The 20514-nt window shown below is 63.8% G+C and carries 19 protein-coding genes and 1 pseudogene; 11 read left to right on the top strand and 9 right to left on the bottom strand.

The window, feature by feature from the left end:
* Positions 1 to 54 precede the first annotated feature (54 nt).
* Genes AC07O2_RS11000 through AC07O2_RS10980 form a run of 5 tightly spaced genes read right to left on the bottom strand, consistent with a single transcriptional unit; the run spans position 55 to position 3386 of the window.
* Positions 55 to 1497, bottom strand: coding sequence for a diguanylate cyclase domain-containing protein (locus tag AC07O2_RS11000; protein WP_495075769.1), 1443 nt, complete (start codon positions 1495 to 1497; stop codon positions 55 to 57).
* Positions 1498 to 1539: 42 nt separating this feature from the next.
* Positions 1540 to 2196 (bottom strand): DUF599 family protein, encoded by a 657-nt coding sequence (locus AC07O2_RS10995; protein ID WP_495075768.1) that lies wholly within the window; start codon positions 2194 to 2196, stop codon positions 1540 to 1542.
* Entirely contained in the window at positions 2193 to 2618 is a 426-nt protein-coding gene (locus AC07O2_RS10990; RefSeq protein WP_495075767.1) for a DUF6691 family protein, read from the bottom strand. Before AC07O2_RS10990 ends, AC07O2_RS10995 begins: the two co-directional genes overlap by 4 nt.
* 10 nt (positions 2619 to 2628) lie before the next feature.
* Entirely contained in the window at positions 2629 to 3063 is a 435-nt protein-coding gene (locus AC07O2_RS10985; RefSeq protein ID WP_495075766.1) for a YeeE/YedE family protein, read from the bottom strand.
* Positions 3063 to 3386 (bottom strand): ArsR/SmtB family transcription factor, encoded by a 324-nt coding sequence (locus AC07O2_RS10980; protein ID WP_495075765.1) that lies wholly within the window; start codon positions 3384 to 3386, stop codon positions 3063 to 3065. Before AC07O2_RS10980 ends, AC07O2_RS10985 begins: the two co-directional genes overlap by 1 nt.
* 77 nt (positions 3387 to 3463) lie before the next feature.
* Here AC07O2_RS10980 and AC07O2_RS10975 point away from each other — a divergent pair, with 77 nt between their 5' ends.
* Positions 3464 to 4354: an MBL fold metallo-hydrolase gene (locus AC07O2_RS10975; protein WP_495075764.1), complete on the top strand. Its 891-nt coding sequence runs from the start codon at positions 3464 to 3466 to the stop codon at positions 4352 to 4354.
* A gap of 44 nt (positions 4355 to 4398) precedes the next feature.
* Here the strand turns inward: AC07O2_RS10975 and yiaA are convergent, their stop codons facing one another.
* Positions 4399 to 4836 (bottom strand): inner membrane protein YiaA, encoded by a 438-nt coding sequence (yiaA, locus tag AC07O2_RS10970; protein WP_495075763.1) that lies wholly within the window; start codon positions 4834 to 4836, stop codon positions 4399 to 4401.
* 358 nt (positions 4837 to 5194) lie between these two features.
* Positions 5195 to 5454, bottom strand: a pseudogene (locus tag AC07O2_RS10965) (dihydrofolate reductase family protein); the annotation flags it as partial.
* Between the two features lie 312 nt (positions 5455 to 5766).
* Here AC07O2_RS10965 and kdpF point away from each other — a divergent pair.
* From kdpF to AC07O2_RS10925, 8 genes are all read left to right on the top strand, one after another.
* A complete protein-coding gene (gene kdpF / locus AC07O2_RS10960; RefSeq protein WP_490592047.1) occupies positions 5767 to 5865 on the top strand; it encodes a K(+)-transporting ATPase subunit F in 99 nt (32 codons plus the stop codon).
* On the top strand, positions 5865 to 7664 hold the full coding sequence (kdpA, locus tag AC07O2_RS10955) for a potassium-transporting ATPase subunit KdpA (RefSeq protein WP_495075762.1): 1800 nt from the start codon (positions 5865 to 5867) through the stop codon (positions 7662 to 7664). Before kdpF ends, kdpA begins: the two co-directional genes overlap by 1 nt.
* 82 nt (positions 7665 to 7746) lie before the next feature.
* Complete coding sequence (gene kdpB, locus AC07O2_RS10950) at positions 7747 to 9819, top strand: potassium-transporting ATPase subunit KdpB (protein ID WP_495075761.1); 2073 nt, start codon at positions 7747 to 7749, stop codon at positions 9817 to 9819.
* 9 nt (positions 9820 to 9828) lie between these two features.
* Positions 9829 to 10401 (top strand): potassium-transporting ATPase subunit KdpC, encoded by a 573-nt coding sequence (gene kdpC, locus AC07O2_RS10945; protein ID WP_495075760.1) that lies wholly within the window; start codon positions 9829 to 9831, stop codon positions 10399 to 10401.
* Between the two features lie 22 nt (positions 10402 to 10423).
* Positions 10424 to 13183, top strand: a complete 2760-nt coding sequence (locus tag AC07O2_RS10940) for a DUF4118 domain-containing protein (RefSeq protein WP_495075759.1) — start codon at positions 10424 to 10426, stop codon at positions 13181 to 13183.
* Positions 13180 to 13878, top strand: a complete 699-nt coding sequence (gene kdpE, locus AC07O2_RS10935; protein ID WP_495075758.1) for a two-component system response regulator KdpE — start codon at positions 13180 to 13182, stop codon at positions 13876 to 13878. Before AC07O2_RS10940 ends, kdpE begins: the two co-directional genes overlap by 4 nt.
* Before the next feature lie 134 nt (positions 13879 to 14012).
* Positions 14013 to 15200 (top strand): J domain-containing protein, encoded by a 1188-nt coding sequence (locus tag AC07O2_RS10930; protein ID WP_495075757.1) that lies wholly within the window; start codon positions 14013 to 14015, stop codon positions 15198 to 15200.
* Between the two features lie 128 nt (positions 15201 to 15328).
* A complete protein-coding gene (locus tag AC07O2_RS10925; protein WP_495075756.1) occupies positions 15329 to 16261 on the top strand; it encodes a pseudouridine synthase in 933 nt (310 codons plus the stop codon).
* Between the two features lie 160 nt (positions 16262 to 16421).
* Here AC07O2_RS10925 and AC07O2_RS10920 read toward each other — a convergent pair whose 3' ends face one another.
* Complete coding sequence (locus tag AC07O2_RS10920) at positions 16422 to 16931, bottom strand: nuclear transport factor 2 family protein (RefSeq protein ID WP_495075755.1); 510 nt, start codon at positions 16929 to 16931, stop codon at positions 16422 to 16424.
* Between the two features lie 157 nt (positions 16932 to 17088).
* Between AC07O2_RS10920 and AC07O2_RS10915 the strand changes: the two genes are divergently transcribed.
* A complete protein-coding gene (locus AC07O2_RS10915; RefSeq protein ID WP_495075754.1) occupies positions 17089 to 17454 on the top strand; it encodes a winged helix-turn-helix transcriptional regulator in 366 nt (121 codons plus the stop codon).
* A 28-nt stretch (positions 17455 to 17482) separates the two neighbouring features.
* Here AC07O2_RS10915 and aqpZ read toward each other — a convergent pair whose 3' ends face one another.
* Positions 17483 to 18196: an aquaporin Z gene (aqpZ, locus tag AC07O2_RS10910; protein ID WP_495075753.1), complete on the bottom strand. Its 714-nt coding sequence runs from the start codon at positions 18194 to 18196 to the stop codon at positions 17483 to 17485.
* 250 nt (positions 18197 to 18446) lie between these two features.
* On the opposite strand from aqpZ, the gene htpG reads away from it, so the two are divergent.
* A complete protein-coding gene (gene htpG / locus AC07O2_RS10905) occupies positions 18447 to 20429 on the top strand; it encodes a molecular chaperone HtpG (protein ID WP_495075752.1) in 1983 nt (660 codons plus the stop codon).
* Positions 20430 to 20514 lie beyond the last annotated feature (85 nt).

Raw genomic sequence — 20514 nt, 5'->3', positions numbered from 1 at the left:
AATAGCTCTCAGCGCAGGTATTTCCTGTACTGGAGACCCAAAAGGCACGGACTTCTAAATCGCCAACACGGCTGCGTCGCGCACCGCCAAGGGCGCCATGCTGGCCTTGCCCTTGCCATTGCGTTTGCTCTCATACAAGGCCTGGTCGGCGCGGTCCATCAGATTGGGCAGGCTCTCCACCGTGCCGCCCAGGAACATCGCAACACCGATGCTGGCGCCCATGGACACGTGCTCGCCGTTGTCCAGCCCCACCGGGGTCAGCATGGTTTGCAACACCTTGTGGGCCACCTCCATCGCAGCCTCGGGTGAAGCCACGGCATTCAGCACCAAGGCAAACTCGTCACCACCAATCCCGGCCGCCGTGTCATTGGCGCGGGCCAGGCCCTGCAAGCGTTGCCCCACACGCACCAGCACCTGGTCGCCACTGCGGTGTCCCAGGCTGTCGTTGACGGGCTTGAAGCCATCCAGGTCGATCAACAGCAAAGCCCCTGGACGGTGGTCACGGTGCGCCGTCAGCACCGCCTGCGACAGGCGGTCTTCAAACAAGCGGCGGTTGGGCAGGCCGGTCAGGCGGTCGTGGCTAGCCAGTGCCAGCACCTGCTGGTGCGCACGCATCAGGCGCGCACTCAATAAGCCCAGCAGCACAGCAAAAGCGTATGACAGCCAAACCACCAGCGTTGGGGCGCTGCCCGCAGCACGCCAGCCGCCGGTGGGCACAGCCCCCAATAGCCAGCTACCGCCACCGGGCAGGGGTACCTCCAGCGTAGCCGGGTTTTCATTGAACAGCTCGGCGCGCCCCAAAAACACCGCGCCACCGGCACCGGTGGCATCTCGGCCCCGCGCCGCCACCTGAAAGCCCATTTGCTCGGTGGTCAAGCCCACGTCGGCGAACAAGATGTCGGCATTTACCGTCAGCGACACAATGCCCCAGTAGGCGGGCTCGGGGTTGTGCTTGCCGTCCAGCACCGGCGCCAGGAACACCGGTGTGCGGCTGGTAATGCCCAGCCCGCCCTGCACCAGCTGTATCGGCCCAGCCACCACGGTGCGGCGGGTCTGGATGGCGCGCTCCACCGCGCCGCGCTGCTGCGGGTTGTCCATGTAGCGCAGGCCCAGGGCCTTCTCGTTGCCCAGGCGCGGATAGATGTCGGCAATGACATTGTCTGGCGCCAGTGCCAGGTTGCGGATATTGCGCTGGTGCTCCAGCAGACGCCCCACCACCGTGGCAAAAATGTCCGGCGGCATACGCCCCTGTGCGGCCACAAAAGCAGCCACCGTTTCCGGTACGGACAGGGTGCTCTGCAGCTGCCGGTCCATGCGGTCGCGTATCTGCAGCAAGTGGCTTTGCGCCTGCACGGCAATTTCGGCCTGCGCCTTGTGGTGCGAGATATTGATCACCAGCCAGGCCAACGCGGCAGCCAGGGCCCCGCTGACGACACCCACGGCCAAGGGCAAATGGCGGTTGCGGATCCAGTTCGGAGGAAGGCGGTTGGAGGGCATCGGGCGTGGCGTGGTCAAAACCCCAGTTTATGCGGCACAGATCTAGCCGCCCGCCCATGCACTCCGTAGTCCGAACCTGTCAAAACCTACCAGCGCCGCGACCACCAACACGGCCGCTGCGGGGCCAGCCGCGGGGTGCAGGATGGAAGCCAGAATGGGTACAACCAGGATCAGCTGTTTCAGTCCCCAGCTGTACAAAATGCCGGCCCGACGCACGTAGACGCTGCCCACTGTGTGCCAGCGCTCGCGGGTAGCAGAGCCGACGGGCATGGCGCAAATAAAGCTGGCATGGTGGTAGTAGCGCACCGCCGTGACCGACGCCACCAGCGACGCCAGCAGCACGGCCAGCAAAAGCAACTCCAGCGCCAGCCGGGCAGTAAAAATGGGCCAGTCGGCTGCGGCGTCGATGCTGGTGTGCAGGGCCGGCACGGCCAGCGTGGCGGTGCCCATCAGCCCCAGCGCGGAGGTAGAGGCCACCATGGTGGCCGACATCAGCGAATTGCGCAGCGTCTGCACCGCCAGCAGCTCTGAGCCGCTGAGCGCGGACACCGCCGCAAACCACTCCTCGCGCAGCGCAGCATGGGCGCTGCGGGCCAGGCGCTCGGGGTAGCGCCGCTGGGCCTGCGCCAATGCCACCTCATAGCCCACCAGAATCAGCACGGTAGTGAGCGCGGCCAGCCAGCTTGCGTTATCGGTCATGGCTGCTTGGCTGAACGCCGTTCCAGCCACTCAAACAAGCCCATACCCACCAGCATGGCCGCCACGAACGCCATGGCCTTGGCCAGGCCCATACCCACGCCGACCAAGGCCGGGCCCGGGCAGAAGCCCGCTACCCCCCAGCCCACGCCAAACAGCAGACTGCCCAGCACCAGGCGGCGATCGATGTGGCGGGCGCTGGGCAGGCGCATGGGGGCACCCAGCAGCGACGCGCTGCGCCGCTTGGCAACCGCAAAGGCCACGGCCCCCACGGCGATGGCACCACCCATCACGAACGCCAGCGACGGGTCCCACAGGCCGGCCAGGTCCAGAAAACCCAGCACCTTGGCCGGGTTGGCCATGCCGGAAACGATCAGGCCCAGGCCAAACACCAGGCCCGACAGCAATGCAGAGATAAACACCATGGCCAACTCCTTACCAGCCTAAAACGTGGCGCACCACGAACACCGTGGCAAAGCCCGCAACCATGAAGGCCGCCGTCGCCACCAGAGAACGCGGCGACAAGCGCGACAGACCGCACACGCCGTGCCCGCTGGTGCAGCCCGCGCCATAGCGCGTGCCGATACCCACCAGCAGACCGGCCAGCAACAAGGCTCCGTAGCCCGCGTCGATCTGCGGCGTGGGCAGCACGGCGAACAGCCGGTACACCAGGGGTGCGCCCACCAGGCCCAACACAAAAGCCAGCCGCCAAGCGACATCACCCCGCGTGGGCACCAGCAGACCGCCCAGCACACCACTGATGCCGGCAATGCGCCCGTTCAGCAGCACAAACAGCGCTGCGGCCAGGCCGATCAACGCGCCGCCCACCAGCGCAGCCAGCGGGGTGAAATGGTTCCAGTCCAGGGTCATCACGCCTCCTTGGGGCAGTACAGGCGGTACAGCACCGCCAGGATTTCCAGCATCGCGGGGTCGGCCACGCTGTAGTAGATGTTCTTGCCCTCACGGCGCGGGGCGATCACGCCCTCATTGCGCAGCACGCCCAGTTGCTGCGACAAGGTGGGCTGGCGGATATCCAACCGCTGCTCCAGGTCACCCACGCACATCTCGCCTTGCGACAGCTGGCACAACAGCAGCAAACGGTCTTCATTGGCCAGCACCTTCATGGCGGCCACCGCACGGTAGGCGGCACCGCGCAGCACGGCGGGTTCGATGGCATCGGAGGCTTGTGTCATGGCTAGATATCGAAAGTGGCTCTTGTTTTATTATACAAATTTATATAATATTTATCAAACAACTGTAGAACCCAGTCATGACCACCCGCTTGCATACCGAAGGCTTTTTCGATCCCGCCACCTGGACCGTGTCGTACGTCGCCTGGTGCCCCACCACCCGCCGCGCCGCCGCCATCGACCCGGTGCTGGACTACGACTTCAAGTCCGGCCATACCTCCACCACGTCAGCCGACCGGCTAGTCGCCTATGTGCAGGCACACGGCCTGCAACTGGACTGGATTCTGGAAACCCATGCCCATGCCGACCACTTGTCCGGCGCGCGCTACCTGCAAAACAAGTTGGGCGGCCGCATCGCCATTGGCGAGCGCATCCGCGGCGTGCAGGCCACGTTCAAAAAACTGTTCAACCTGGAGCGCAACTTCCTGCCCGACGGCAGCCAGTTCGACCACCTGTTCCGCGATGGCGAAAGATTCCATATCGGTGAGATTGAGGCCACCGCCCTGTTGGTGCCTGGCCACACCCCGGCCGACATGGCGTACTACATCGACGGTGACGTAGACGGCGCGGTGTTCGTGGGTGACACCCTGTTCATGCCCGACGTAGGCACGGCCCGCGCCGACTTCCCCGGCGGTGACGCGCACCAGCTCTACGCCTCCATCCACCGCCTGCTGGCCCTGCCGCCCGACACCACGGTGTACGTGTGCCACGACTACCCGCCCAGCAGCCGTGCGCCCGCATGGCAGACCACGGTGGCCGCGCAGCGCGCCCACAACATCCATGTGCGCGACGGCATCTCCGAAGCCGAATTCGTCGCCATGCGTACCGCCCGCGACGCCACACTGGACGTGCCCACGCTGATCCTGCCGTCCATCCAGGTCAACGTGCGCGCGGGCCATATGCCGCCAGCGGACGACAACGGTGTGGCCTATCTGCGCATTCCGCTGAACGCGCTACCGGTGCATGGCTAACGGTCGCGGCGGCCAGGTGCAAGCGCACCCGTTGAAAGCCTGGCTCAAGAACGGTCTTTGCTGGCCTCAAAAGCTGGCGCATCGCTTTTGAACAGCGCGATGTCACGGGTGTTCTTCTGCACCGCGACCGCGCCAAACAGGCTGAGCAGGAAGGACATGGCATAGAAGCCCTTCTCGCTTTGCGCCAGCGTGGCATTCACAAGCCCCACCGACAGCAGCACCACCACGATCGCCAGCGACAGCCAGCACAGGCCAAAGTAGATGCCGGTGACAGGAATGCCTTCCATCCGATCACGCACCGACTTTTGCAGGGACACGGCGGCAAACAGGCCGTACAGCAGCACGGTCAGGTAGTAGCCCTTCTCGTTCAGCTGCATGGTCGCGTTGGACAGGCCAAACATGTAGACGGCGGCCCCGACCAGGAGCGCAATCCAGGATGCGCCCACAAATGCGGCGGTAGGCCGTTGAGTCTGTATCGCCATGGTTTTCCTTTGAAGAGTAGTGGTTTGAAATGAGGTGCATGCCCGAAGGCAGTGATGCGCCCGCGCGCGTGGCAATCCGTACGGCGTGGATAGGCCAGACGGCGGGCCGCCAACTTTACTGCGACTATGGCCCATGCCTGTAGCGGACGATGCACCGCGCCAGGCCAAAAAGTGCGCGCGTACAGAGTCCACAGAAAGCCAGCATACGCTATATAAAACATAGCTGCTTGCGCAGTATTTATATGCGCTGGAGTGCCATTTCTCTTGATGCCGAGCTGTGTGCATTCGGTCCTTGATGGAGCGGGGCGCAATGCCGTATCACAGGATCCTCTACATGCTCAACATTGTTGATAACCGGTCAGCGCAAGCCAGTCGACCAGCAGCTGAGGCATAGCGGTACTCGCTGCCGAGACAGCACCACATGCGTAGCCCATGCTGAGGCTTCGTGCTGGACGCAGGCATGGCCAAGGCCAGAAGATGCACCCCGTTGAAGAGCCGCTCACCGGAGCCGAGCGGGACCGGCGATATGGCTATGTGCATCTCGTCGATCAGGCGCTGACGAAGATACTGTTAGATGGCATTTACGCCGCCACCCAGGCGAACATCCTGGCCTTTGGCGACTGAAACTCTCACCGCGCAGCTTGGACATGGTGCCTATCTGTTCTGCGGGCAACGACGGAACCCGGTTTGAGACGCCTACCCGCAGACGCCCCCCAAAGCCCCCCCGCATTTTTACGCTTTCTTTATACCCCCGCCCCCGCTCTCTACCCCATTTTTACGCCTGCTTACATAAGCTTCCCCCATCAATTTCTGAAAAAAGAGGTGTCGTATGGACGTGGTCTATCTGGCGGGCGCAGGCCTGCTGTGGGGTGTGATGGTATTGCTGGTGAAGGGCTTCCAGAAGCTCGAAAAACCAAAGGGAGGCCGCGCATGATCCCGCTCGACATGCTCTATGGCCTGGGTGGTGTGTGCGCCGTGCTGTTGCTGGCGTACCTGGTCTACGCGCTGATCTGCGCCGAGGAGTTCTGATGAACGCCAATGCCTGGGGCCTGCTGGCCCTGTATCTCGTGGTGCTGCTTGCCACCGCCTGGCCGCTGGGCCTGTGGCTGGCGCGGCTGGCCGAGGGGCGCATTCCCGGCTGGATGCGCCGCATGGAAGCTCCGCTGTACCGCCTGGCCGGTACCGACCCCGACAAGTCCATGCACTGGGCCCACTACACGCTGGCCCTGCTGGCCTTCAACACCCTGGGCGTGCTGGTGGTCTACGCGCTGCAGCGCCTGCAGCTGTGGCTGCCGCTGAACCCGCAAGCCCTGGCGCCCATCAGCCCCGACTCGGCTTTCAACACCGCTGTGAGCTTTGTGACCAACACCAACTGGCAAGGTTACGCAGGCGAGTCCACCATGGGCTACCTGACGCAGATGCTGGCACTGGCGGTACAGAACTTCTTCTCGGCCGCCACCGGTGTGGCCGTGGTGTTTGCGCTGATGCGCGGCTTTGCGGCGCGCTCCACTGCCGTCATCGGCAACTTCTGGGTCGACATGGTGCGCGTCACCGCCTGGGTGCTGGTGCCGCTGTCGCTGGTGTTCGCGGTGTTCCTCATCGGCCAGGGCGTGGTGCAGAACTTTGACAGCTACAAGGATGTGACCACGCTTGAAGTCACCGCCTTCCAGCAACCCAAGGTGGATGCGGCCGGCCAGCCCGTGCTAGATGCCAAGGGCCAACCGGTATTGGAAGACGCCAAGACCCAGACGCAAACCCTGCCCATGGGCCCGGTGGCGTCGCAAGAGGCCATCAAGATGGTGGGCACCAATGGTGGCGGCTTCTTCAACGCCAACTCGGCCCACCCGTACGAGAACCCCACGGCGCTGAGCAACTTCTTTCAGATGCTGTCCATCTTCCTGATCCCGGCCGCACTGTGCTTCACCTTTGGTAGCGTGGTGGGCGACAAGCGCCAGGGCTGGGCCGTGCTGGCGGCCATGACCGTGATGTTCGTGGTGGCGGTCATCGCCATCATCCCCGCAGAGCAAGCTGGCAACCCGCTGCTCACACCGCTGGGTGTGGACCAGGTGTCTAGCAGCCTGCAGGCCGGCGGCAATATGGAAGGCAAGGAACTGCGCTATGGCATCAACGCCAGCAGCCTGTTCGCGGTGATCACCACCGCGGCATCCTGCGGCGCGGTGAACGCCATGCACGACTCGTTCACGCCTCTGGGTGGCATGGTGCCGCTGGTGATGATCCAGCTGGGCGAGGTGGTGTTTGGTGGCGTGGGTTCGGGCCTGTACGGCATGCTGATCTTCGCCATCCTGGCGGTGTTCATCGCCGGGCTGATGATTGGCCGCACGCCCGAATACCTGGGCAAGAAGATCGAGGTGCATGAGATGAAGCTCACCTCCATCGCCATCCTGGTCACACCCATCGTGGTGCTGGCGGGCACGGCGGTGGCGGTGCTGTCCGGTGCGGGCGTGGCGGGCATCGCCAACCCTGGGGCACATGGCTTCAGCGAAATTTTGTATGCGCTGAGCTCGGCAGCCAACAACAACGGCAGCGCCTTCGCCGGGCTGTCGGCCAACACACCGTTCTACAACGTGCTGCTGGGCATTGCCGTGTGGCTGGGCCGCTTTGGCGTGATCGTGCCGGTGCTGGCGATCGCTGGTGCACTGGCCGCCAAGCAGCGCCTGCCAGTGACCAGCGGCACCCTGCCCACGCACGGCCCGCTGTTCGTCACCCTGCTGATCGGCACGGTGCTGCTGGTAGGCCTTTTGAACTACGTCCCAGCCTTAGCCCTGGGCCCGGTGATCGAACACCTGACGCTGTGGGCCGGTCGATGAATGCTACATATTTCATAGCCACCAGCGCAGGTAGTACCTGCGCTACAGACCTTAATTGTTTAAATTTCAGAAAGTCATTGGTATGACTACATCCAAGTCCCTGGTGCTGCTGGACCCGGCTTTGCTCAAGCCGGCGCTGAGCGCCGCCTTCACCAAGCTAAAGCCTAGCGTGCAATGGCGCAATCCGGTGATGTTCGTGGTCTACATCGGCAGCCTATTGACCACCTTGTTCGGCGCGCTGGCGCTGCAAAGCGGCGACGGCACGGCCAGCTTCGTGCTGAACGTGGCGGTGTGGCTGTGGTTTACCGTGCTGTTCGCCAACTTTGCCGAAGCCCTGGCCGAAGGCCGGGCCCAGGCCCAAGCCGCATCGCTACGTGGCCTGAAGAAAAGCACGGTGGCCAAAAAGCTGAGCAAACCCAAACATGGTTCCACCTGGCTGCCCGAAGAAGCCGAGAACTTGCGCAAGGGCGACGTGGTGCTGGTGGAAACCGGCGACCTGATCCCGCTGGACGGCGAGGTCATCGAAGGCGTGGCCTCGGTGGACGAAAGCGCCATCACCGGCGAGTCGGCACCAGTGGTGCGCGAGTCGGGTGGCGACTTTGCATCGGTCACCGGCGGCACCCGCGTGCTGTCCGACTGGCTAGTAGTGCGCATCGCCGTGAACCCCGGCGAGTCCTTCCTGGACCGCATGATCAGCATGGTCGAAGGCGCCAAGCGCCAGAAGACACCCAATGAGATCGCGCTGACGATTCTGCTGGTGGCGCTGACCATCGTCTTCCTGGTGGTCACCGTAACCCTGTTGCCGTTCTCGGTGTTCAGCGTACAGGCAGCGGGCGCGGGCACCGTCGTCAGCATGACGGCGCTGATCGCACTGCTGGTATGCCTGATCCCCACCACCATCGGCGGCCTGCTGTCGGCCGTGGGCGTGGCCGGCATGAGCCGCATGATGCAGGCGAACGTGATCGCCACCTCGGGCCGCGCGGTGGAAGCCGCTGGCGACGTGGACGTGCTGCTGCTGGACAAGACCGGCACCATCACCCACGGCAACCGCCAAGCCTCGGCCTTCTTCCCCGCCCCCGGCGTGGGCGATACCCAACTGGCGACCTGCGCCGCGCAGGCCTCGCAGGCCGATGAAACCCCCGAAGGCCGCAGCATCGTGGCCCTGGCCCAGCGCCTGGGTGCGGTACAGCCGCTGGTCGGCAACATCATCGAAGTGCCCTTCACCGCGCAGACCCGCATGAGCGGCGTGGACGTGCACAGCGCCGACGGCAACCTGCGCGTGCTGCGCAAGGGCGCGGTGGATGCCATGCGCAAATACGTGCAGGCCCAGAACGGCCGCATGCCCACCGAGGTAGCACGCCATGCCGACGACGTAGCCCGCCGTGGCAGCACGCCGCTGGTGGTTGCAGAGGGCAACACCGTGCTGGGCGTGGTGGAACTGAAGGACATCGTCAAGTCCGGTATCAAGGAGCGCTTTGGCGAGCTGCGCCGCATGGGCATCAAGACGGTGATGATCACCGGCGACAACAAACTCACGGCCTCCGCCATCGCCGCCGAAGCCGGTGTGGACGACTTCCTGGCCGAAGCCACGCCCGAGCAAAAGCTGGCCCTGATCCGCCAGTACCAGAGCGAAGGCCGCCTGGTGGCCATGACCGGTGACGGCACCAACGACGCGCCTGCGCTGGCCCAGGCCGACGTGGCCGTGGCCATGAACAGCGGCACGCAGGCCGCCAAGGAAGCCGGCAATATGGTGGACCTAGATTCCAACCCCACCAAGCTGCTGGAAATCGTGGAAACCGGCAAGGCGCTGCTGATGACGCGCGGCTCGCTGACCACCTTCTCGATTGCCAACGACGTGGCCAAGTACTTCGCCATCATCCCGGCGATCTTCGTCACCACCTACCCGCAGCTCGCGGCGCTGAACGTGATGCGGCTGGGCAGCCCGTCCTCGGCCATCTTGTCGGCGGTGATCTTCAACGCCCTGGTCATCATGTTCCTGGTGCCGCTGGCCCTGAAGGGGGTGCGCTACCGGCCCGTGGGTGCCGCCGCTCTGCTGCGCCGCAACCTGCTGGTCTACGGCCTGGGCGGGCTGGTCGTGCCCTTCATCGGCATCAAGATCATCGACCTGATTTTGGTCGCCCTGCACCTTGTTTAAGGAATTCAAATGAGCTCCATTCTTCGCCCCACTTTGGTTTTATTCACTGCGCTGACCGTGCTCACCGGCGTGGCCTATCCGTTAGTCGTCACCGGTGTGGGCCAGGCGGTGTTTCCCACCCAAGCCGCAGGCAGCCTGGTGCTGCGTGACGGCAAGCCGGTAGGTTCCACACTGATTGGCCAAAACTTCAGCGACCCCAAGCACTTCTGGGGCCGCCCCTCGGCCACCGGCCCACAGCCGTATAACGGCACGGCCTCCAGCGGCTCCAACCAGGGCCCACTGAACCCCGCGCTGGTGGACGCGGTGAAAGGCCGTATCCAGGCCCTGCGCGATGCCGACCCCGGCAACACCGCGCCGGTGCCGGTGGACCTGGTGACGGCATCCGCTAGCGGGCTGGACCCGCACATCAGCCCGGCGGCGGCCCGATTCCAGATTGCCCGCGTGGCCAAGGCACGCGGCCTGGAACTGGCCAAGATAGAGGCGCTGGTAGGCCAATATACCGAGCACCCGCTGCTGGGTATTCTGGGTGAGGCGCAGGTGAATGTGCTGCAACTGAACCTGGCGCTGGACGCCCTACAGTAATGCCATGCAGTAACCTCTGCGAATGACCGAAAACCGCCCCGACCCCGACGCCCTGCTGCAGCGCCTGCAGGAGCAGGATGTAGCGCGCACGCGGGGCCGCTTGCGCATCTACTTCGGTGCCAATGCCGGGGTGGGAAAAACCTACGCCATGCTCAGTGCGGCACAACAGGCCCAGAAATCCGGCAAAGAAGTGCTGGTGGGCGTGGTGGAAACCCACGGTCGCAGTGAAACTGCTGCACTGCTGCTTGGCCTGGATCAACTCCCCCTGCGCCAGCTGCCTTACCGAGGCAAGTCGCTGCCCGAATTTGATCTGGATGCGGCGCTGGCACGCAAGCCCGCCATCCTGCTGGTGGACGAACTGGCCCACACCAACGTGGAGGGCTCGCGTCACCCCAAGCGCTGGCAAGACGTGCAGGAGCTATTGGCCGCTGGCATCGACGTCTGGTCAGCCATCAATGTGCAGCACCTGGAAAGCCTGAATGGCACGGTGGGCGCCATCACCGGCATCCGCGTGCATGAGACCGTGCCCGACACCGTGCTGGACAGTGCCGACGAAGTCATCCTGGTCGATGTGACACCGGACGAGCTCACCGCCCGGCTGCAGGCGGGCAAGGTCTATATGCCGCAGCAGGCCGCGCGCGCCACGCAGAACTTCTTCCGCAAGGGCAACCTGATAGCCCTGCGCGAAATCGCCCTGCGCCGTACCGCCGAGCATGTGGAAGACGATGTGCGCAGCTACCGGGTGGAGCAGTCTGGCGGCGGCCAACAGGCCGTATGGAACACCTCGGGCGCCATCCTGGCCTGCATCGGCCCGCAGGAAGGCGCGGAGCACACGGTGCGCAGCGCCGCCCGCCTGGCCGGCCAGTTGAACGTGCGCTGGTATGCAGCCTATGTGGAAACCCCGCAACTGCAGCTGCTGGTGGCGACCGAACGCGACCGCATCCTCACCGTGCTGCAACTGGCCGAAACCCTGGGAGCAGACACCGCGGTGCTCACCGGCAACAACCCCGCCGTGGAACTGGTGCGCCAAGCGCAAACCCTGAACTGCGCCACCCTGGTGCTGGGCCGACCCAGCGTACCGCCACGCTGGCAAGTCTGGCGTCGCTGGGAGCGCTCCATGACGCGCCAGTTGGCCACCCTGGCGCCCACGCTGGAGCTGGTGGAGGTAGGCCAAAGCCACAGTGCACGCCGCCTACCCATCAGCCTGGTGCGCAATGTGGAGGACGAGGAACAGGCCGCGCAGCGCCACCCCTGGCTGCCGCACGCCTGGGCCGCCGGCAGCTCTGCCTTGGTCACCCTGTTGGTGCTGCCTCTGGCCAACCGGCTGGACCTGGCCAATATCGTGATGCTGTTCCTGGCCGCCGTGGTGCTGGTGGCGCTGCGCTTTGGCCGTGGCCCGGCGGCGCTGGCGGCGGTACTGAACGTAGTGGCCTTTGACTTCTTTTTCGTGTCGCCACGCTTCTCGTTTGCGGTGAGCGACATCCAGTACCTGGTGACCTTTGCCGTCATGCTGGCGATTGGCCTGCTGATCGGCCAGCTGACGGCCGGACTGCGGTTTGCCGCGCGCATCTCAGCCAGCCGCGAGCGCCGCGCCCAGGCGCTGTTCGACCTGAGCCGGGAGCTGTCGGGTGCGCTGCTGACCAGCCAGGTGGTGGAGATCGGCCAGGCCGCCGTGCAGCGCCTGTTCACGCAGGTAGAGGGCCTGGTCTACGACCCGGTCAAAGGCGGCAAGGTGATGGTGCTGGTCGCCGAACACGGCGATGCCGCGCAAGGCGGTGCCAGCCATCTACAGCTGCCCACCCTGCTGCCGCACGACTTCGACCCCGGCATTGCCGACTGGGCGCTACGCACCGGTCAGAGCGCTGGCCTGGCCACCACCACCCTGCCCGCCCACCCCTGGCATTGCGTACCACTGCAAGCCCCCATGCGGGTGCGCGGCGTGCTGGCACTCAAACCCACGCAGGCGCGCTGGCTGTTGATACCCGAACAGCAGCAGCTGCTGCAGACCCTGGCCCGGCAGATCGCCATTGCGCTGGAGCGCGTGCACTACGTGGAGGTAGCGCAACAGGCCGTGGTGCATATGGAGTCCGAGCGCCTGCGCAACACCTTGCTGGCCGCCATCTCGCACGATGTGCGCACACCGCTGACGGCGCTCATGGGCCTGGCCGAGTCGCTGCAAAGCTCGCAGCCACCACTGGCCTCCGCGCAGATCGGCATGGCCCAGTCCATGGTGGTGCAGGCGCGCGAGTTGTCGGCCCTGGTCACCAATTTACTGGACATGGCACGGCTGCAGAACGATGGCGTGGCGCTGCGCAGCGAATGGCAGTCGGTGGAGGAACTGGTGGGCGCGGCCATTCGCGCGGCCGCCCCGGCCTTGCAGGGCATCGGCGTGCAGACCCAAGTGCCCGCTGATCTGCCGCTGGTGGAATTCGATGCCGTGCTGATGGAGCGCGTGCTGGTGAACCTGCTGGAAAATGCCGCCAAATACGGCCGCCCCTCCATCGTGCTGCGCGCCCACGCCACGCCCACCAGCCTGGTACTGGCCGTACGCGACCACGGCCCCGGCCTGCCCAAAGCCGTGCTGGGCCGCGAGGCCGCGCTGTTCGACAAATTCACCCGCGGCAACGCCGAGTCCGCCACGCCCGGCGTGGGCCTGGGCCTGGCCATCTGCAAAGCCATCGTGGACGCCCACCGTGGGCAAATCATTGCCACCAACGCCGTCGGCGGTGGGGCAGAATTCAGCATTACCCTGCCACGCCGGCCCGCACCGGATTTACCTTGAGCACACCTGTCGCCGTTCTCATCGAAGACGAACCCCACATCCGCCGCTTCGTGCGCAGCGCGCTGGAGGGTGAGGGCTGGCAGGTGTTCGAGGCCGACACCGCCCAGCGCGGCCTGACCGAGGCCGGCACGCGCAAGCCCGACCTGTTGGTGCTGGACCTGGGCCTGCCGGATGGCGACGGGCTGGACGTGATACGCGACGTGCGCGGCTGGTCCGCCGTGCCCATCATCGTGCTGTCAGCGCGCAGCGACGAGGCCGACAAAATCGCCGCACTCGACGCCGGTGCCGACGACTACCTGACCAAGCCCTTTGGCGTGGGCGAGCTGCTGGCCCGCGTGCGCGCCAACCGCCGCCGCCCGCGGGCCGCCACGGCCGACGGCAGCGTAGAGGCCGACCCCGTATTCCGCTTCGGGACGGTGGAGGTGGACCGCACCGCCCGCCTGGTGCGCCGCGATGGCGCAGAGGTGCACCTGACCCCCATCGAGTACCGCCTGCTGGCCGTGCTGATCGCCAATGCCGGCCGGGTACTGACACAGCGCCAGCTGCTGCGCGAGGTCTGGGGCCCGGCACACACCCAGCAAAGCCACTACCTGCGCATCTACATGGGCCATCTGCGGCAAAAACTGGAGGCCGACCCGACGCAGCCGCAGCACCTGCTGACCGAAACCGCGGTGGGCTACCGGCTGGTCGCTTGAATAAATGTGGGTTTCACGCTTTTAGATATTGCGCCGACCGCTACTTAATTTGTAGCAAACTTTATTTCACGGCTCTCTTTCTTGGGCGGTGGAGCGGTGCCATTGCTGGCTTTTAGACCTGAGATCTATCCTCAATGTCCTCTGAATTTAATCTTTTTGGTGAAGTGCCTACCCCTTCGAAGCAAGCTGCACCCGTACCCGCAGCAACAGCCCGCCTCAAAGTGGCTGCCAGCCCCAGGGTCAAACTCTCGCCTGCGCAGCAACGGTTTAACAAGCTGCTCAGCCGCATCGAAAACCTGACAGCGCAGAACCAGCATGTCAACACCATGCTGGACCGCTTTAGGCCGGGACATTTACAGGCGGTAGCCGCACTAGAGCAGCAAACGGCAGACACCCAAAAGAATATGCTGCTATTCCTGCACGAAAGACTGCAGCGCAAAGGACTCACGGCGCCCCAGCAAAAATCGGTGCGCAGCATCGTGAAAAGCTTGCTGATGGTGCTGGAACCGCAGGAGTATCCCGAGGTTGAGGCCTTGTTCGACCTGTACCACACGCCAGAAGAGCAAGCCGAATTGGAAGAGGAAGAGGCCCAGTCCAAACAGGAGCTCAAGGCCATGCTGGAGCAAATGGCCGGGCGCCCACTCGACCATATCGATACCGACCAATCGCACGAAGAAATGGTGCAAGCAGCGCTGGGCCACATCCAGCAAGCGCAAGCAGCACAAGAAAACAAACGCGAAGCCCGCAAGGCCAAGCGTGCGCCCACAGCCAAACAACGCGCGGCAGAGCAACAACAAGTGGATGCAAAAACGACTCTGCGCACCATCTTCCGGCAACTGGCCAGCGCTTTGCACCCAGACCGCGAGCCAGACCCCGCCGAGCGCGCACGCAAGACCACGCTGATGAGCGAAGTCAACGCCGCGTATGAGCGCAACGACCTGACCACCTTGCTGCGTCTGCAAATGCAGATCGAGCAACTCGACGCCGACAGCATTGCCCGTATGGCGGACGAAAAGCTGGCTGCCATGTCGTTGTTGCTCAAAGAACAGGTGAGTGCACTGGAAGAAGATCTGGCCATGACACTCCACCGTGTCGAGGCCGAGCTAGGTCTGTGGATCAGCCCCGAAACACCCGAAACCATGTGGGCCCGCTATTTGGAAAACATCCAGCTTGATATGCGGGAGACCGTGCACTCCATGCAGGAAGACCTGCTGCGCGTGCAGTCCGATGAGGAACTCAAGCGTTGGCTAAAAGAGCAGACCCGCATGGCCAAAGAGATCGCTCGCGAGCGTGCCGACTGGGAGAGATTTGGCGGGTTCTAAAGCGCGGGTGCTTGGGGCCACTCTCCCTAGCCGTATACGGCCAGAGGGCGAAGCTTTAAAATCCATGCTCAATCGGCTTTCGCCGCCCGTTCTTTCTACATGAGTAGCTACGCTATTCATAGCATCCGATGACCACACCACCCAAGCCGCTGTCCGATCAGCCTTTTCGCCGCGCCGCGCCACCCGCCGGGCCCGCCGCCAGCAACGAGCCCACACGGCTCAACAAGCGCATGGCCGAGCTGAACATGTGCTCGCGCCGCGAGGCCGACGAATGGATCGCCAAGGGCTGGGTCAAGGTGAATGGCGCCGTGGCCGAAATGGGCGTCAAGGTCACGCCCAGCGACCGCATCCAGATCGACAAGGCCGCCACCGGCCAGCAGGCCAACCAGGTCACCATACTGATCAACAAACCTCTGGGCTTTGTGAGCGGCCAGGCCGAAGACGGGCACGAACCGGCCATCACCCTGGTGCAGCCGCAAAACCGCTGGCGCGACGACAACGCCCGCTTCTTCTTCCACGGCAGCCAGCTCAAGAGCCTGGTGCCGGCCGGCCGGCTGGACATCGACTCCACCGGCCTGCTGGTGCTGACGCAGGACGGCCGCATCGCCCGCCAGCTGATCGGCGAAGACGCGGTGATGGAAAAGGAATACCTGGTGCGCGTGGCCTACACCGGTGTGGCCAACCCCGCTGCCGCCAACTCGGCCGCCGCCACCTATGGCGGCCTGCAGTCCGGCAGCAAGATCCAGCAGCTGGTGCGCATTGACGATGACGATCCGGTCACCAGCGATGTGCAAAGCGCCTTCCCCCCAGCCATGCTGGCGCGCCTGCGCCACGGCCTGAGCCTGGACGGCCAAGCCCTCAAACCCGCCAAGGTGAGCTGGCAAAACCCCGAGCAATTACGCTTTGTGTTGACCGAGGGCAAGAAGCGCCAGATCCGCCGCATGTGCGAGCTGGTGGGCCTGAAGGTGGTCGGCCTAAAGCGAGTGCGCGTCGGCAATGTGATGCTGGGCAACCTGCCGGTAGGCCAGTGGCGCTACCTGGCACCGCACGAGAAGTTTTAAGCAAAAAAGCCGCAGAAAATTACGCACACCCCCAGGCTATAGCGCAAGCGCTATTCGCCAACCCCCTTGCAGGGGGCAACACCAGCAGCCTGGCAAAGCCAGTTCTGCGGTGTTTCTGGGTGGCGCTTGTTCCACCTGTCTGCGTGAGGGGGCGCGTCCTTTAGTTGGACAGCTTAGGCGCTTCGTTCATGATCGCCGGGTCCCAATGCTCGACAGCCTTGCCATCCTTGATGCGCCAGGTGTCGAACCAGGCTGTGCTGTAGCTCCCGTTGGGGTGCTTGGGGTCGATCACCCGGCGCGGGTACACCACCGTCACCAGATCGCCTTCGGCCATGACCTCGGCGACCGGCAGGCCCAGTTTTTCCGGAATCGGCGTGGGCTGGACCTTGAGTATCTGGGTGAAGAAATACACCACGGCATCCCGTCCATTGCGTGCATTGGGGTTGTGCTGGATGTAGTCCTTGTCGATGTAGCGCTCGGCTAGTTCCCAGTGGTTGGCTTCCAGCAAGTCCTTGACGATGTGGTAGGCCACCTGCTTGTTGGCGTGCAGCTTGGGGTCGGGGCTGGTAAACAGTGCGTCGGCGTTGGCTGCGCTGCGCACGGCCTCCTGGGCCAGGGCCGGCAACGCGCAGGCGGCGGCCAGCATGCCAGCCAGTAGGGATGTCTTCATTCAAGTCCTTTCAGGTTTCTGGAACCGGGCAGTAGAGCCGCCCGGGTGGGGATTGAATGTAGGCATATCACTTACTTTCTGCAAGTACACACAAAATAGTAAGTGCTAGCGCAGAGCGCGTATCTACAATCCAGGCTGTGTTCTCAAGGAGCTAAACATGGGAATTGCCGCCAAGTTCCAGCGGGGCGACGTGCTGGTTGCCGCCTGCCCCTCGCGGGAGGTGCTGCAGCACATCACCAGCCGCTGGGGCGTATTGGTGCTGATCGCGCTGGAGTCGGGCACGCTGCGTTTTGGCGAGCTGCGGCGCAAGGTCAATGGCGTGAGCGAGCGCATGCTGGTCCAGACGCTTCAGTGCCTGGAGGGCGATGGCCTGGTAAATCGCGTCGCTTTGGAGGTCGTGCCACCGCACGTGGAATACAGCCTCACTCCGCTGGGGCGCGAAGCCGCCGAGAAGGTGCGCCTGCTGACAGACTGGATCGAAGGCAATATTCCGCGCCTGCTCAAAGCCAAGGCGGCTCCATAAGCATCCGCCTATGGAGGCACGAGCCGGTTTAGTCGTCGCTGAGCAAGACGTTGTAAATCAACGCACCCAGAACCGCGCCGACAATGGGCGCCACCCAGAACAACCACAGATCACCCATGGCACCGGGCACAAACAGCGCGGGGCCGGTGCTGCGCGCCGGATTCACCGAGGTGTTGGAGACCGGGATCGAGATCAAATGGATCAGCGTCAGGCACAGGCCGATGCTGAGGCCGCCAAAGGCACCGGCCGCGCGCTTGGCCGTGCTGCCCAGGATGACGATCAGGAAGATGGCCGTCATCACCACCTCGGTGATCAGCACCGACTGCATGCTGAAACCGCCGGGCGAATGGGGGCCGTAACCATTGGTGGCAAACGCGCCGGCACCGGAGAAGGCCTTGGCCGCGTCGAAGTCCGCCTTACCCGACACTATCAGGTACAGCACGCCGGCCGCCGCGCAGGCGCCCAGCACCTGGGCCACGATGTAGCCCAACAGACCAGACGCCGGGAAACGCTTGCCAACGGCCAGGCCAATCGACACGGCGGGGTTGAAATGCCCGCCAGAAATCGGCCCCAAGGCATAGGCGCCCGTCACCACCGTCAGGCCGAAGGCCAGCGACACACCCAGCAGGCCGATGCCCACGCCAGGGAAGGCGGCTGCAAGCACCGCGCTACCGCAGCCGCCCAGCGTCAGCCAGAACGTACCAATGAACTCGGCCGTGCATTTCTTCAGATTGCTATCCATATATTTACCCCTTGTTTGGATGTTTGCGCGCGAGCGGACCAGCGCCAGCACGCGCTTTTGCAGTGGGCGATAGTCGCAAGCGGCTATGACAAAAGCAATTTTTTTAACAATCCATCAATAAATTTGTACGCAATCTGCATGAAAACCGGCCGGGGCTTGAAGTTTGCGGCTCCGGCCATAATTAAAGGCTGCCCGGCACCTGGCTGCCGGAGTTCAGTTTTTTTGATATTTCCAAGGCATTTATCCCAACATGACCAAGCAAACCATGAATTTCCAGGCCGAAGTAGCCCAGCTGCTGCACCTGGTAACCCACGCGCTGTATTCCAACAAAGAAATCTTCATGCGCGAGCTGGTGTCCAACGCATCGGACGCTTGCGACAAGCTGCGCTATGAAGCCATCAGCAACAGCGCCCTGCTGGAAGACGCACCCAACCTGGAAGTGCGCGTGTCCTTCGACAAGGATGCCAAGACCCTGACCATCACCGACAACGGCATCGGTCTGTCGCAACAAGAAGCCATCGACAACCTGGGCACCATCGCCAAGAGCGGCACCAAGGACTTCGTCAGCAAACTGTCTGGCGACCAGAAGGCCGACTCGCAGCTCATTGGCCAGTTCGGCGTGGGCTTTTACTCCGGCTTCATCGTGGCCGACCGCATCACCGTGGAATCGCGCCGCGCCGGCTTGCCCGCCAATGAAGGCGTGCGCTGGACAAGCGATGGTGGCGCCAGCGGTGGCGGCGCCTTCGAGGTAGAAAACATTAGCCGTGAAAAGCGCGGCACCAGCGTGATCCTGCACCTGCGCGACGACGCCCTGGAATACGCCAGCGCCTGGAAGCTCAAGGCCATCATCAGCAAATACTCTGACCACATCAGCCTGCCCATCCTGATGGAAAAGGAAGAGTGGAAAGACGGCGATCTGATCGACCCTTCGAACGAAGAAGGTGGCCGCCAGCCCGGCGGCATGGTCGCCACCGGCGAATGGGAAGCCGTCAACAAGGCCAGCGCCATCTGGACGCGCGCCAAGAAGGACATCAGCCAAGAGCAGTACGACGACTTCTACAAGCAGATCAGCCACGACTTCGAAGCGCCGCTGGCCCACACCCACAACCGCGTAGAAGGCAGCACCGAATACACCCAGCTGCTGTACGTGCCGGCCAAGGCCCCGCAAGACCTGTGGAACCGCGACCACAAGGGTGGCCTGAAGCTGTACGTGAAGCGCGTCTTCATCATGGACGACGCCGAAGCCCTGCTGCCCAGCTACCTGCGCTTTGTGAAGGGCGTGGTCGATTCCGCCGACCTGCCGCTGAACGTCAGCCGCGAGCTGCTGCAGGAAAGCCGCGACGTCAAAGCCATCCGCGAAGGCTGCACCAAGCGCGTCTTGGGCATGCTGGAAGACCTGGCCAAGCACAACGCCTTGCCCGAAGCCTCGGCGGACGGCGTGACCGACGTAGTGAGCGATGAAGACAAGGCCCTGGTCGGCAAGTACACCCAGTTCTACGCCGAATTCGGCGCCGTGCTGAAGGAAGGCCTGGGCGAAGACTTCGCCAACCGCGACCGCCTGGCCAAGCTGCTGCGCTTTGCCAGCAGCACCACCGACAGCACCACCGTGTCGCTGGCCGACTACAAGGCGCGCATGAAAGAAGGCCAGGAAGCCATTTACTACATCACCGCCGACAACGCCGCCGCCGCCAAGAGCAGCCCGCAACTCGAAGTCTTCAAGAAGAAGGGTATCGAAGTGCTGCTGATGACCGACCGCGTGGACGAGTGGGCGCTGAACTACCTGCACGACTTCGACGGCACGCCAATGCAGTCCGTCGCCAAGGGCGCTGTGGACCTGGGCAAGCTGCTCGACGAAGACGAAAAGAAGGCCGCTGAAGAAGCCGCCGAAACCTTCAAGCCCCTGCTGGCCAAACTGAAAGAAGCGCTGAAGGACAAAGCCGAAGACGTGCGCGTCACTACCCGCCTGGTGGACAGCCCTGCCTGCCTGGTGGTGCAAGATGGCGGCATGAGCACCCAGTTGGCCCGCATGCTCAAGCAAGCCGGCCAGACAGCGCCTGAAACCAAGCCGGTGCTGGAAGTGAACGCTGAACATGCCCTGGTGAAGAAGCTCGAAGGCTCGGTGCACTTCAACGACCTGGCGCACATTCTGTTCGACCAGGCGCTGCTGGCTGAGGGTGGTTTGCCTGCTGATCCGGCAGCCTACGTGAAGCGCGTGAATGCGCTGCTGGTGTAAGCCGGTTTGAAAGAAATGCGCCTCTGGCGCAGATAGATATTGCGCTGGCAGCTATTGAATAAATAGCAAAGGTGCAATCTAAAAA

This window comes from Rhodoferax sp. GW821-FHT10B06 (genome assembly GCF_059415605.1).
Note: the sequence above shows the minus strand (reverse complement) of the source record. Positions and strands in the feature narration are given on the sequence as shown.